General features: G+C 62.2%; 13 protein-coding genes. 9 read left to right on the top strand and 4 right to left on the bottom strand.

Going from position 1 to position 13,883, the window contains the following annotated elements; genetic code table 11:
- Window positions 1-82: 82 nt before the first annotated feature.
- The 9 genes from BMX37_RS17905 (at window position 83) to BMX37_RS17865 (ending at window position 7,849) form a co-directional block, all read left to right on the top strand.
- Window positions 83-1,318 carry a molybdopterin-dependent oxidoreductase gene (locus tag BMX37_RS17905; RefSeq protein WP_007406293.1) on the top strand — a complete coding sequence of 412 codons (1,236 nt, stop codon included), beginning with the start codon at window positions 83-85 and terminating at the stop codon, window positions 1,316-1,318.
- A gap of 35 nt (window positions 1,319-1,353) precedes the next feature.
- A complete protein-coding gene (locus BMX37_RS17900) occupies window positions 1,354-1,815 on the top strand; it encodes a c-type cytochrome (RefSeq protein ID WP_229664491.1) in 462 nt (153 codons plus the stop codon).
- Between the two features lie 532 nt (window positions 1,816-2,347).
- Window positions 2,348-2,680 (top strand): ArsR/SmtB family transcription factor, encoded by a 333-nt coding sequence (locus BMX37_RS17895; RefSeq protein ID WP_093667148.1) that lies wholly within the window; start codon window positions 2,348-2,350, stop codon window positions 2,678-2,680.
- An 11-nt stretch (window positions 2,681-2,691) separates the two neighbouring features.
- A complete protein-coding gene (gene arsC / locus BMX37_RS17890) occupies window positions 2,692-3,120 on the top strand; it encodes an arsenate reductase (glutaredoxin) (RefSeq protein WP_093667147.1) in 429 nt (142 codons plus the stop codon).
- Entirely contained in the window at window positions 3,120-4,406 is a 1,287-nt protein-coding gene (locus tag BMX37_RS17885; protein ID WP_093667146.1) for an arsenic transporter, read from the top strand. The genes arsC and BMX37_RS17885 overlap by 1 nt, the downstream gene beginning before the upstream one ends.
- The gene (gene arsN2 / locus BMX37_RS17880; RefSeq protein WP_244501672.1) at window positions 4,403-4,837 is read left to right on the top strand and encodes an arsenic resistance N-acetyltransferase ArsN2; all 435 of its coding nucleotides are present in this window, start codon (window positions 4,403-4,405) and stop codon (window positions 4,835-4,837) included. Before BMX37_RS17885 ends, arsN2 begins: the two co-directional genes overlap by 4 nt.
- A complete protein-coding gene (gene arsH, locus BMX37_RS17875) occupies window positions 4,837-5,589 on the top strand; it encodes an arsenical resistance protein ArsH (protein WP_093667145.1) in 753 nt (250 codons plus the stop codon). Before arsN2 ends, arsH begins: the two co-directional genes overlap by 1 nt.
- Before the next feature lie 153 nt (window positions 5,590-5,742).
- A complete protein-coding gene (locus BMX37_RS17870; protein ID WP_139198153.1) occupies window positions 5,743-6,552 on the top strand; it encodes a hypothetical protein in 810 nt (269 codons plus the stop codon).
- An 82-nt stretch (window positions 6,553-6,634) separates the two neighbouring features.
- Entirely contained in the window at window positions 6,635-7,849 is a 1,215-nt protein-coding gene (locus BMX37_RS17865) for a helix-turn-helix domain-containing protein (protein ID WP_093667143.1), read from the top strand.
- Between the two features lie 938 nt (window positions 7,850-8,787).
- On the opposite strand, the gene BMX37_RS17860 is transcribed toward BMX37_RS17865, so the two are convergent.
- The 4 genes from BMX37_RS17860 to traA form a co-directional block, all read right to left on the bottom strand.
- Window positions 8,788-9,333 carry a hypothetical protein gene (locus BMX37_RS17860; protein ID WP_093667142.1) on the bottom strand — a complete coding sequence of 182 codons (546 nt, stop codon included), beginning with the start codon at window positions 9,331-9,333 and terminating at the stop codon, window positions 8,788-8,790.
- A 1-nt stretch (window position 9,334) separates the two neighbouring features.
- Complete coding sequence (locus BMX37_RS17855) at window positions 9,335-9,856, bottom strand: helix-turn-helix domain-containing protein (protein WP_212611492.1); 522 nt, start codon at window positions 9,854-9,856, stop codon at window positions 9,335-9,337.
- 230 nt (window positions 9,857-10,086) lie between these two features.
- Entirely contained in the window at window positions 10,087-10,791 is a 705-nt protein-coding gene (locus BMX37_RS17850; protein ID WP_093667141.1) for a DUF6118 family protein, read from the bottom strand.
- A 10-nt stretch (window positions 10,792-10,801) separates the two neighbouring features.
- The gene (gene traA, locus BMX37_RS17845) at window positions 10,802-13,831 is read right to left on the bottom strand and encodes a Ti-type conjugative transfer relaxase TraA (protein ID WP_093667156.1); all 3,030 of its coding nucleotides are present in this window, start codon (window positions 13,829-13,831) and stop codon (window positions 10,802-10,804) included.
- Window positions 13,832-13,883 lie beyond the last annotated feature (52 nt).

Genomic DNA, 13,883 nt, shown 5'->3' with positions numbered 1-13,883 from the left:
TGATGATCGGATCAGTCGGTCCGATCACTTGCAGAATGCCCCTTCGATCCGCCAGCGTGACTGGCCACAGGAGAGCCTTGTCATGGACAATTTCGACGCCGGGCTGGCGAGTGAGACCAGCCGTCGCCGCTTCCTCAGCCATGCCGCGCTCGGCACCGCCGGCCTTGCCGCCGCGCCGGCACTGGCGCAGCAGCTCGTCGACCTGAAGCTGCCCGGCGGCAATGCCGAGCGGCCGATGACCAGCGCCTTTCCCGGCAAGGGCAGCATGATCCTCCAGCGCGTCCATCCACCCTTGCTGGAGACGCCGATGGAGGTCTTCGACAAGTCGGTGTTCACGCCCAACGACCAGTTCTTCGTCCGCTGGCACTGGGCCGACATACCGACCTCGATCGACGTCGAAAGTTTCCGCCTCAACGTCTTCGGCCACGTCAATCGGCCGCTGTCGATCAGCCTCGCTCAGCTGCTGCGCCTTCCACGGGTCGAGATGGCGGCGGTGAACCAGTGCTCGGGCAACAGCCGCGGGCTGTTCCAGCCGCGCGTCGCCGGCGCGCAATGGGGCAATGGCGCGATGGGCAACGCCAAGTGGCTCGGCGTTCGCCTGCGCGACGTGCTCGACCTCGCCGGGGTCAAGGCAGGCGCGGTGCAGGTGCGCTTCGGCGCTCTCGATCAGCCGGTCGTGGCGGGCGCTCCTGACTTCGAGAAGGCACTCGACATCGACCATGCCCGCGACGGCGAGGTCATGATCGCCTTCGGCATGAACGGCGAGCAACTGCCGCTCCTCAACGGCTTTCCCTGCCGGCTGATCGTGCCGGGCTGGTACTCGACCTATTGGGTCAAGATGCTGAACGCGATCGAGGTACTGCCCGGCCCTGACGACCAGTATTGGATGGCCAAGGCCTACAAGATCCCCGCGACACCCGGCGCGAATGTCGCGCCCGGTGCCAAGGACTTCCCGACCGTACCGATCAATCGCATGATCCCGCGTAGCTGGATGACCAGCCTGCCCGATGGTCAGGCGATCGCCTATGAAGCGTCGATCCCGGTCGGCGGCATCGCAATGGGCGGCGATTGCGGCGTCGCCAAGGTCGATGTGTCGTCGGACGGTGGCCGCACCTGGTACAGGACGACGCTCGGAGCGGACGAGGGCAGGTACAGCTTCCGGCGCTGGGACGGGCGGGTGCCGCTGAGACGCGGGCCTAACCCCATCATGGTGCGCTGCTGGAACACCAACGGTGTCGCTCAGCCGATGAAGCCGATCTGGAATCCCGGCGGGTTCATGCGCGGCAACATTGAAACCACCACCATCATCGCGGCCTGAGGAGCGAGCAAATCATGAAGACTCCGTCTCCCGGCATGATGGCTGCTGGCCTGATCGGCCTGACCGGCATCATCCTCGTCTCGATCGGCGCGCCGAGCAGCCGCAAGGCGCCCGTTCCGATCTCCGAGATGTCTGAGCCGGCACCGGCCGCCAGCGTGTCAGCGCGCGGCTTCTCGCTTGCCTCGACCAGCGTCGACCTGCCGGCCGACGACGCGACCTACCCCGACGGTCCGCACGCCGACGTCATCAATGCCAATTGCACCTCGTGCCACTCAGCCAGCATGGCGCTGACCCAGCCTGCGCTATCGGCGGATCAGTGGAAGGCGACCGTCACCAAGATGCGTGAGGTGTATAAGGCGCCAGTGGCCGAGAAGGACGTCGATGCGATCGTTGCTTATCTCACCGCTATGCCGAGCCAGAAGGTGGCACCCGCGACCGGCAAGGCGCAGGACCCGGACCCCAAAGTGGCTCCTGATGTCTCAGGTGGAACCGGCTAACCGATCTACTTCCATAATCCCGAAATACCATCCCATGCGAGACGGGATCGCTATGCCTTGGGGTGTCATTCCACCCCCAAACGTACCGGGCGCCAGCGGTGCATTTTTCAACAGCCCCGGCCGTTTTATGAACAGACAGGCTGTAGAGGCTTGATACTGAAGCCCCAAAATTATTGACGGCAACCTCGCGATCCGATATAGAATACGAGAGATTTGGGCAGCAGCCGGTTCGATTCCGTTGTCTATTGTCTCTGTCGCACTGCTAGTTCTTTACCTTCTTCTCAACACGACGCCCAAATCTGGGCCTAGCGGAGAAGGAAACAACGGCATGGTTACAGGAACACTCAAGCGCACTTCTATTGGTCTAGACGCATTTAACGCGGTAAGCCTTGGATTTATTGGTAGCGCTGCCTGCACCTTTGGGCTCCCGAGCGCGGCAATGCCGGGAGCCCCTTCAACCTCATGATCTGATGCGCCAGCCAAATGCTATGCAGGGTCTAGTGCCGCACAATATATCCGTTATGCTAGATATATGGAAAACGACTCGGCTATCACCGCCCTAAGCGCGCTTGCACAAGGAACACGGCTCGATGTGTTCCGGCTGCTGGTGCGACATGAGCCGGACGGCATGGCTGCGGGTGATATCGCCCGTCAGCTAGACGTGCCGCAAAACACCATGTCGGCGCATCTTGGCATTCTCGCCCGCGCGGGACTGGTCCGATCCGAGCGCCATAGCCGGTCGATCATCTATCGCGCCGATCTGGACGGCCTGCGCGCACTGACGCTGTTCCTCATCAAGGACTGCTGCGCGGGCAACGCGGAACTGTGCGCGCCGCTCATCGCCGAACTCACCCCCTGCTGCTGAAAGGACGCCCCGTGGCCGTCGATATCGTCATCTATCACAACCCCGCCTGCGGCACGTCCCGCAACACCCTCGCCATGATCCGCAATGCCGGCATCGAGCCGCATGTGGTCGAGTATCTGAAAACCCCGCCCGCACGCGCGCTGCTGGTCGAGCTGATCGACCGCGCCGGCATGACGCCCCGCGAGCTGCTGCGCGAGAAGGGGACCCCTTATGCGGAGTTGGGCCTCGGCGACACGGCGTTGTCAGACGAAGCGCTGGTGGATGCGATGATGGCCCACCCGATCCTCATCAACCGACCGCTGGTCGTCTCGCCGCTCGGCGTGAAGCTGTGCCGCCCTTCTGAAGCCGTCCTTGATCTGCTGCCGAGCGGCCAGCTCGGCGCGTTCGCCAAGGAAGACGGCGAACAGGTCGTTGATGCTTCAGGCCAGCGCGTCGCCTGATGCTTCTTGCCGTCCTGATCTTCGTCGCGACGATCACGCTCGTCATCTGGCAACCCAAGGGTCTCGGCATCGGGTGGAGCGCGATAGGCGGGGCCGTTGTGGCGCTGCTCGCAGGCGTCGTCACCCTGTCCGACGTGCCGGTAGTATGGGGCATCGTCTGGAACGCGACAGCCGCGTTCGTCGCGATCATCGTCATCAGCCTGTTGCTCGATGAAGCCGGGTTCTTCGAATGGGCGGCATTGCATGTCGCCCGCTGGGGCGGGGGGCATGGTCGCCGGCTGTTCGTCCTAATCGTGCTGCTGGGCGCGGCAGTGTCCGCGCTATTCGCCAATGATGGTGCGGCGCTGATCCTGACGCCGATCGTCATCGCCATGCTACGGGCGCTGGGGTTCAAGGACAAGGCGACGCTGGCGTTCGTCATGGCGGCGGGGTTCATCGCCGACACCGCCAGCCTACCGCTGGTCGTGTCGAACCTCGTCAACATCGTGTCGGCCGACTTCTTCCGGATCGGGTTCGGCGACTATGCGGCCGTGATGGTGCCGGTCGATCTGGTGTCGATCGCTGCCACGCTGGGCGCGCTCCTGATCTTCTTCCGACGTGATATACCGCGAGATTACGATGTGACCGCGCTGCGCGCGCCCGGTGCCGCAATCCGTGACGCCGCGACCTTCCGCGCCGGATGGATCGTCCTTGCCCTGCTGCTCGCCGGCTTCTTCCTGCTTGAACCGCTGGGCGTGCCGGTCAGCGCCGTCGCCGCTGCCGGCGCGATCCTGCTGCTGGTGATCGCGGGGCGGGGCCATGTCATTCAGACCGGCAAGGTGCTGCGCGGCGCGCCGTGGCAGGTCGTCATATTCTCGCTCGGCATGTACCTGGTCGTTTATGGCCTGCGGAACGCCGGCCTGACCGATCATCTGGCGGCGCTGCTCGACCGCACCGCACAAGGCGGGGTGTGGGGCGCGGCGCTGGGAACCGGTGTGATCGCGGCCGTCCTGTCGTCGGTAATGAACAACATGCCGAACGTGCTGGTGGGCGCGCTGTCGATCGACGCCGCGCACGCGACAGGGGCGGTCAAAGAAGCGATGATCTACGCCAACGTGATCGGTTGCGACCTCGGCCCCAAGCTGACGCCGATCGGCTCACTCGCCACGCTGCTGTGGCTGCACGTCCTGGGACAAAAGGGCGTGCGGATTGGATGGGGCTATTACTTCCGCGTCGGGGTGACGCTAACCGTGCCGGTACTGCTCATCACGCTCGCGGCCCTCGCGATCAGGATCAGCATCGCGTGACGAAACTGATCATCACGCCACTGGAATCTAGCGAGCTGGCCGGGTTGGCGCAGTTTCTGAATACCGCTGATCTGCCCAACTCCGATCTCGCTGAGCCGGATCGTATGTTCTTTCGGTTCGATGCCGATAGCCTCGTCGGTTACGGTGGCCTTGAGGGGCAGGGGACCGATCGCCTGCTTCGCTCGATCGTCATCCTGGGCGATCATCGGGGGCATGGCCTGGGGCGAGCGCTGGTCGCCACTCTCGAACAACAGGCCCACGATCTCGGTGTCCGCCGCCTTCATCTGCTGACGACGACGGCCGCACCGTTCTTTCGGGCGCTCGGCTATATCGACGCCGATCGCGACGCCGCGCCCCTGGCTGTAGCCGCCTCACGCGAGTTTACGTCGCTGTGCCCCGCCTCAGCCCCCTATCTTGCGAAAGCCATCTGATGCCGCTCCGCACCGTTGCTGATCCCGATACACTGCCAGCGCTCAATCCCGCTTATGCGATCCAGCGGCCAGCCTTGGGGCTTGGCCCGCTCGATCCTGCGCCGCGTATCCTTCTGCTCTATGGATCGCTGCGCGAGCGATCCTACTCGCGCCTGTGTGTCGAGGAAGCGGCGCGCCTGCTCCGGTTCTTCGGATGCGAAACCCGCATCTTTGATCCGTCCACCCTGCCGCTGCCCGATCAGCACGCCGGTGACGATCATCCGGCCGTCCACGAACTGCGCGAGCTGTCGATGTGGTCAGAGGGGCAAGTGTGGTGCAGCCCCGAACGTCATGGCCAGATTACCGGCATCATGAAGCTGCAAGTCGATCACCTGCCGCTCTCGATGGGCGGGATGCGTCCAACGCAGGGCCGTACGCTCGCGGTCATGCAGGTGTCAGCCGGATCGCAGTCATTCAACAGCGTCAATACGCTGCGCGTGCTGGGGCGCTGGATGCGGATGGTGACGATCCCTAACCAGTCATCGGTCGCCAAGGCGTTTGAGGAATTTGACGACGCCGGCCGCATGAAGCCGTCGAGCTATTACGATCGGATCGTGGACGTGATGGAGGAACTGGTGCGCTTCACGGTGCTGCTGCGCCCGCATACCGCTCAGCTCGTAGATCGCTATTCCGAGCGGAAGGAGGCCGAGGTTCCAATCGACACAGCAACTGACCTGTCGAGCATTGCCATCGCTCAAGATCAGAGCGCATGAAATGGGGCCGGTTACCGACCGGCCCCTATTTTCTTACTTCTTCTTTTTGTCGGGACGTTGGGACAGCGCCGACCCAGCAGCCGTCTTGGAATCCTTGCCGGTTCGACCGTCACGGAGGACCTTTGACGCCGCCTTACCGGCCTTCGGGCTGGTATGTTCGTTCTTAGCCATGCCATTGCTCCTTTGGGCGCGAAATTTCATACGGCCCGCATTGCAAAACGCGAATTTTCGGTTATGGTTTCCTGGATAGCGATGAGGACTGCCGTGATCGATATACGAGACGCCATTTTGCAGGCCCTTCCCAAGGAACTGCTGCTCGACCTTGAAGATCGACTCCGCGCTGCGGCTTTGAAAGCCGCTGATGTCGTCCGTACATCCTTGCCTCTAAACGCAAAGCGCAGCCGTGAAGCAGAAGGACAAATCCGCTTCCGCCTCCAAGAGCAGAGCTATGAGGAGGTTGTTCAGCAGCACGGTGGCTATCTGCTCTCCGATGGAATTATGTGGGGTACCGACCTGAAGGTCTTCCAGCCATTCGCCCGCTTTCCTGGGCCAAAGGTTGGAATAATTCTCGGTTTTGCGTCGATGGCGGAGCCTCGCAAGATTCCTCCGAAGAACCAGTCTCGCGCAGCCGGCGTGACGCTGAATATATCGCTACAACCAAGTTTACTGGATAGCGATGATAGCCCTCAGCCGACTGACATTTTTGTCTTGTTCCTCACCGCCCGTGACCGCCACACCGCTGGCATGATTGAGGAAATTGCAATCGGGGTTATTGGATCGGATTATAAGGATTTCATCTTCTACGCGTCTCTGGACGACTTCTTGCGTGGATATGAGACAGAACCTGTCACTCCGGGTGGTGGTGGCCCTGATGATGGTGGTGCGAAGGTGAAGCTGCGACCGACACGGAAGCTGTTTATCCCGCCCGAACGGCAGCCCGATACCGAGGTAGGCGAGGAATAAGCGCCAGCCTCGCGTTCTGAATGACAAGTACAGCGTTCGCTCCGCATCCCGATAGGATGCGGAGCCATAGGGACTCGAACATATGCGTATCGGCACACCCGGGTTTATTCCCGCTAGGCTCACTGAAGCACGTGAGGCGCGCCGGATTCCTTCCAAGGCGGCGCTAGCGCGTCGGCTTGGTATGAGCGCCACCACCACGTCGAGGTGGGAGGATGAAACCTCAGGCCAAACTCCTGACAATGCGACCTTGGCCCGATTGGCCGGCGAACTTAACGTGCGACCGGAATACTTCCTCCGCCCGCCGTTCCACAGCGATCGCCCCACGTTTCTGCGCTCTTTAGCAAGCACCCTAGTGCGTGATCTAGAGTTCCAGAAGGCGCAGATGCATTGGCTTCAGGAGATCAGCTTCATCATTGGTCATTATGTTGACCTGCCGGAAGTAGATATTCCCGATGTTCTCAATGGCGCAAGCTACACCCAGCTTCGCGATGAAGATATTGAAGATATTGCCCTTCGTCTTCGCCGTCATTGGCAGTTGGGCGATGGTCCATGTGGTGATGTTGTCTCTATAATGGAGAGAGTTGGCATCGTAGTGGCTACCATCCCAATGGACACTACAAAGCTAGACGGACTATGTGCATGGTCACCCATTGACAATCGTCCGCATGTCTTGCTGGCTACTGACAAAATGTCATTTCCGCGTCGGCAGATGGACGCGGCTCATGAGCTTGCCCATGCAGTTCTTCATCATTCTGTGCCCGAAGAAGAATTCCAAGCTAACCTTCGCATGATAGAGCAGCAGGCGTTTAGACTAGGAAGCGCCTTTTTGATGCCTTCTACAACATATCCGAAAGATGTCCGTCATCCCTCCTTAGCAATGCTTCTCAACCTGAAGGAGCGCTGGCGTGTATCTGTAAAAGCACAAATTAAGAGGCTGGCCGATCTCGGCATCATTCCTGATGACTTTTCGCGGCAGCTTTACAAGCTATATTCAGCGAAGGGTTGGTCCAAGGGAGAGCCTTATGACCAGAATTGGCCTGTCAGCGCGCCACGAGCATTACGCGACAGCTTAAATCTTATCGTTGAAAACAATGTTCGCAGCAAAGCCGACCTTCTCGCAACGGAATTTACTATTTCTAGTGCGGATGTTGAAAGTCTATGCGGATTGCCGCGTGGATGGTTTGAGCGGGATACGGCGGAGGTTGTGACGCTTAAGAGGCGAACTGACATCGAGCCAACGATTCAGCACACGGATGCCGAAGTGATCGAGTTCCCCGATCGGCGTCCCCGGCTTTAGACCGTATCGCGACGCCTCCGCCTGAACGCTGGGCGTCGCGATAGATTATGAACGCGGTCGCCGTTTGCGGCTCCATCCCGCCCGCTGTCGTGCAGCGTAGCCTATGCTACGGCTGATGGTGATCCTGCGCCCTATGACTTCACCTTGATCGTGGGCCTCCATATGGAAGTGAGCCGCATACAGCGGATCAACGCCTTTGAGGGTGTACTTCGCGACACCTCCAGGGCGATCTACCGATAGGAAATGCAAAGCGCGTCCTAAGCAAGCGAGCTTTGTCACCTTTTCCAGGCGCTGCCGGATCGTGTGCTCTACCTCTTCACGTGCGTCGTCCGGCACCCGCATGAACCAATGAACGTGGCGAGGACCGCCTTCGGGATGCTCGTGTACCGCATATGCATCGAACGGGCCGAAAGGTCGGCCCTTCTTACGCTGATATGCCCACCAGCGAGTGAGTCGGCCCCATATGTCTCGGAAGAAGGCCCCAGCCTTCTCGGGAGCGATGCCGAGGCTCGTTATGTCGATGGTGACAAGCGTGTTTAGCGACCTGCCAGCCTCGCCTGCAAAGCGAACCGCGTGGAAGGCTCGTGCGACCTGCTTTGGGCCTAGGTGGCTACCTGATTTTGTAGTCATTGCGCCCACCTTATTCTTTAGGTGGTGTGGTTCACGATAGGTTCTTGATCGACCCTGCGTCTAGTATCTGCGCTAAAGACCCACATGTCTCGTTTCGTATCCGAAACGGTGCGGGGTTGCATGGTAATCCTAGTTCTTGATTCTTTAATCCCCTGGACCTATCTGACCCCCTGGAACGACGGATCGGTTGAGGCGCCGTCAAAGGCGCCGACAGCGTTCCCCCGCCTGAAAGGGCCTTCGCGTGATGCGAAGATAGGCTTCGGCCAAGCGGCTATCGAGTGACTTATGGGGCGCCCACCGTGGCGCCCCTACCTTCTGTACTGGAAGCGCAGCTTTTCTCCCCGGACGGTCTTGTCCACGAGAAGGGCGAATTTCACCTTGGTCATCTGCGATGGCTTGAGAAGCGGCTTACGTCCGTCAGGGTAGTAAGCACTCTCAACGAACAGCGACACATCGGCATCGACTGCCCCACCTCCTCGCTTAACATTGAAGTAGATGCGGTACTCCTGAGCATCGTCTCCAGGTGGCACGATGCGTACGAAATTGGCTTCCGGCGTCTGGAAAACGCTAGCAGCAGGCAGAGCCTCAATGATTGGCTTTAAGCCCCGCGACAGGTCATATCGGCTCTGATCAAAGGCTCGGCGTTGTCCCCGATCCCATACATCGACTGGATTGGGATGCCGCGCCGGATCATAGGCGTCGGAAAAGCAGTGATTAGAAAAGCGCACGTCCACCACCGCCCCCTTGGGGCGCGCCATGGTCGCAATTGTGAACTGGAACGGTTCCAGATGCGCAAAATCAATAGTCTGTCCCGCCACCAACAGTGGCGCGAAGAAGGGTTTCGCCGTCGACATGTTAGGACGCCTTTTCGTCCTTCTGGCGCCGCTTCAGACCGGGCCGCGAGGCTGCACGGCGTGTAGCAGCAGCTTCATCTCGCGCCTTCGTCATATCCTCCGCGATCGGCTTCAGCCGCTCGACCAGCGGCGACAAGTCATAGCGATTGCTCGCCTGACCACCGCTGGCGTGGGAGCGGGGCTCGCGCCGGATCAGTCCTTCGTCTTCCAAGCGCTTCATTGCACGCTGGATCGTTTTGTCCGACACACCTAGCCGCTCGGCGAGGCGCTTCTTCGAAGGGAACGGCATCGTATTGTCGTCCCACCAGTGGTCGATCAGATGCAGCAGCACGGTCAGCTCGACTGCATCGATATGCAGCCGCGCCTGGGCGCGCAGGATCACGGATGGGACAAAGGTGAAGCCCGGCTCCAGCACTTCTTTCGACCAGCGCTTTTCTAGGCTGCGCTTGGTAGCCTCTGCCGCAGCGGGGCGCAGCGGCACGACGTTATCAGCAGGTTTGACCATGACGGCGAACTCCTTCATATGGCGCTCAAATGCGCTCGGAATCCGCAGATTTCTAGACGCGCGAGGGCTTATCCCCCTGGACATAGGTGTCCATAGTCATGGTCGCAAGTGTCCCGGGGTGGCGGCCACGGATGTCCCCCGATGAAGCACGTATGCACGATACGAGTAAGCTCAGGCGTATCACGCTATCATAGTACCAGATGACCCCCGGTACGGATTGTCCAGGGGGTGCAGCTGATTATGGCTCTCTATCGCCCGCTTTTTGGATGTGGGGTTATGCTAACAGTGCATTTCACCGCCCTGCGGGTCTTGTCCGCGATCTTCTGACATCCCTCTAGTGCCTCGCGATTGGCAGTGACGATCCGATCGCCTGCCGCGATATTGGCGAAAGCATCTGGCGCGCTGGCCCGCATGAGGCGCTGTCCGCCTTCCCACATGGGCAGGTCGAGCGAGCGCGCCGCCATCTTCTCCGGCCATTGCCAGCTTGCGGGGACGGCACGCGCGACGATGCCGGCGAACATCCCCCAGAATATCATCCCGATCATCACACCGCCGATCGTGGTCCACATCAGCCATCGGTTCTGCTCGTCGCCCCGCCTCGCCGATACGACATAGCCGTGAAGCTGGCGGGTCACGTCCTCCAGGCCCGTGCGCGCCGTGGCGATCGTCTGACGGTCCTCCTGCCGTGCCACGCTCGCCGCGGCGGTGATCCGTCCCGCCAACTGCTCGGGCGTCATCGCCAGCATCGGGCTTTTCGCCAGCATATCGACGCGCTGCGCGGTCGCGGTGATGTTGTTGGCGATGACACCCAACGTCTCAGAATAGTCGGGCGGCTCGGGCACCTCCATGCGCTCGGCCGTCAAGCGCTCGACCGCACGGCGCATCAGCGTCACCTCGGCGCGCAGCTCCTCGAACGCCTGCGCGGCTTCATCTGGTCCTTCTTCATCCGCCACTACGTTTCCCCTATAGGCTCATGCCCCTGTCGCGCTCGCGGCCGATACCGATCGATTGCTCCAGCGATTTCTGTATGCTCCGGCCGCGCTCCAGCTTCAGCTCCAGCTCGGGCGCACGGCGCTCCAGCGCCTTCGCCAGTTCAGGATCGCGGCGAAGGCTCTCGGCCATCGCGCCCATGCGCATAGTGGCCTTGTCCGCCCGCGCCTGGTCGCCGCCCGCCCGCTCACGCGCCAGCCCCTGCCAGTTCTCAACAAACCGACCAGCACGCGCTTCAGGATCGAGCCGCACGCGATGTTCATCGGCCATCGCAATCACCGCGCCGTCAGTCTTGCCCTCGGCCGCCTGCCCGATCAGCGACGGTTCGCGACGGAACGCGGAATCAAGGTCGCGCGCGGCGTCGGGCCGTATCTGGTTGAGCGCTTCGCCGGCACGGCGCAACGCACTCTCCTGATGCGGAAGCACCGGCAGTTCTTGCGCCTGCATCCGACCAATATCGGCCGTGGCTCGGGCATAGCGTTCGACTGCCTTGGCTTGGCCAGTGGGATTTGCTGCCCTCTGATGCTCTTTGGAGCGGTGATAATCGGCCCCCCTACCGGTGTTAATTGGTCCCCCTTTGCCCTCCCGATCAAGCGAGGACACATCGGAACGGTGATAATCAGCCCCCCTGCTGGTGTTAATCGCCCCCCCTTTGCCCTTCCGATCGAATGAGAGCTTAGCCGGCTTTGGCTTGAAACCGGCGAACATGCCCTTGGCCTTGTCGCGGACCTGGTGGACGATTTCCCTCGCACGTTCAGGCCAGCGTATTTCCCGCCGCTCGGCGTAGCTGCGCACCCGATCCTCGTCGGACGGCACGGCATAGTCGCCGGCCATGTCCTTGGCTCGGTCGCGGGACAGCACGCGGGCAAGCTGTCGCTGATCGGCAAAGTCGTCGCGTCCATAATGGAGCTGCACCCCGTCGCGGTGCCGTGACATGCCGACATAGGCGCTATGCCGGTCCATGCCGGGCGTCGCGAGGAGATGCCCGCGATCGACGGTCACGCCCTGCGACTTATGGAAGGTCGCGGCATAGCCGTGATCGACCGCGGCATAGTCCTTCAGGTCGAATGCGGCGCGCCCGCCCCCATCTAGCCGCACCGTCATGTGGCCGCCCTCGACGCGCTCCAGCGTACCCAGCGTGCCGTTCTTCACGCCAAGCGAGCGTTCGTTGCGCAGGAACATGATCCGATCGCCGGCTGCGAACTCACGGGCGCCCCGATCAACGGTGACGCCTACGTCCTCGCCTAAACCTCCCGATGTGCGGACCCGCTCGCGCGCATCCTGGTTCAACTCCCGCACCTCGGCGTTGGTGTGAGTGAGGATGATGCGGGTCTTGTCGGGATCGGCCTGACGTTCGCGATCCCAACCATCCACCAACTCGGCGCGGGCCTGCTCGCGCGTGTCGGCCGCGTGGACCATACCGCGGTCGCCATAAGCATGGATCGCTTCGGCCGTGCGACCGGTCGCCAGCGCGCGCGTCGCGTCCTTCTGCCAGTCGTCGCGCTGCCGGCGAACCTCGGTGATCTCGGTCGCGCCGTGCCGCTCGCTGATCGACCGGAACGCCGCGCCCGCCTCGATCGCCTGCAACTGCTCGGGATCGCCCACCAGCACCACTTTGGCCCCGGCGTCGCGGGCATGGGACAGCACCCGCTCCATCTGGCGGGTGCCGATCATGCCGGCCTCGTCCACTACCAGCACGTCCTTCGGCCCGAGCTGATCGCGACCCTGCGCCCAGCCATGCTCAAGGCTGGCGATCGTGCGCGATGCGATCCCCGATCCGCCCTCAAGGTTTTCGGCCGCGATCCCGGAGAGCGCCGCGCCGCGCACCTGGTAGCCCTCGCGTTCCCACGCCTCGCGCGCGACGCCCAGCATCGCTGACTTGCCGGTGCCGGCATAGCCGACGACCGACGCCAGCCCCTCCCCGCCGGTGATATGGTCGAAGGCGTCGCGCTGCTCGCCGGACAGGACAAGCCCCCGCCCCTCGGCCGCCTTCAGCGCCCCGGCACGCTGCCGGTCGGACACGCCATGATCGCCGCGACGCGCCAGCTCGTCGCCGGCCTTTTCCAACCGCGCCTCGGTCGCGATCATGTCGCGGGAGGTGAAACGCTCTTGGTCGTGTCCGTCCTTGCCCAGCGCGACCAGCTCGGGACTGGCGCGCACCGCGGCCATCACTTGGTCGAACTGATCCTTGCCGTCCGAGTGGCGGAACGCGAACGCGGCGAGGTCGCGGGTGGTGAAGGTCGATTGCTGCCGGGTTATGCTGTCCAGCGCGTGCCGCGGATCGGCAATGATCCGCTCGCCGTTCTCTCGCGCGATCCGCACATGGTCGTCGGCGTTGCGGTGCGGCTGGCCCTCCAGCTCGTGCCGCTTTCCCATCGGCCCGATCTTGTGCTGCGGCTCCAGCTCGATGCCCTGCGCCTTGTAGCTGCGATGGTCGATCCGACCCTCCAGCCCCAGCTCGGCCATGCGCTCGTTGACGTGGGCGGCCCATGCCTCTCGCCACCCCTGCAACAGCTCCGTGCCGTTCCAGTCGCGGTTCTTCTTGCTGAAACCCTCCGGACCCACGTCGCGCATCGACAGCATGACGTGCGCGTGCGGTTTCGGGCTGCCGTCCCTCGCCTTGTCCCAATGCACGTTGAGGTCCGCGACCATCCCGCGCTTCACGAACTGCTCCGCGACGAAATCGCGGGCGAGCGCGACGCCCTGCTTCTCGTTCATCTCGCGCGGGATTGAGAACTCGACCTCGCGGGCAAGCTGCGCGTCCTTGCGCTTCTCGCTTGCTTCAACCTCGTTCCAGAGTGTGGCGCGGTCGTTTAAACGTTCTGGCGCATTCTGCGGCAACATCACCTCGGAGTGGATGACGCCAGCCTTGTTCGAGAAGTCGTGGTCACGCCCCAGCCGCTCATCGTGCAGCTCGGATGCGGAGCGATACGCAGCAGACGCGACCGCGCTGGAGCCGTTCGCTCGGCTGATGACCTTGGCGCTGAAATGATAGATCGCCATCGCGATCGTCATGATGCACTTCTTAGCGCACGTCGGCAACGACGTATAAGCG

The sequence above is a fragment of the Sphingomonas gellani genome, from assembly GCF_900110035.1.
GTDB lineage: Bacteria > Pseudomonadota > Alphaproteobacteria > Sphingomonadales > Sphingomonadaceae > Sphingomonas > Sphingomonas gellani.
This window is presented reverse-complemented; position numbering and strand designations above follow the sequence as displayed.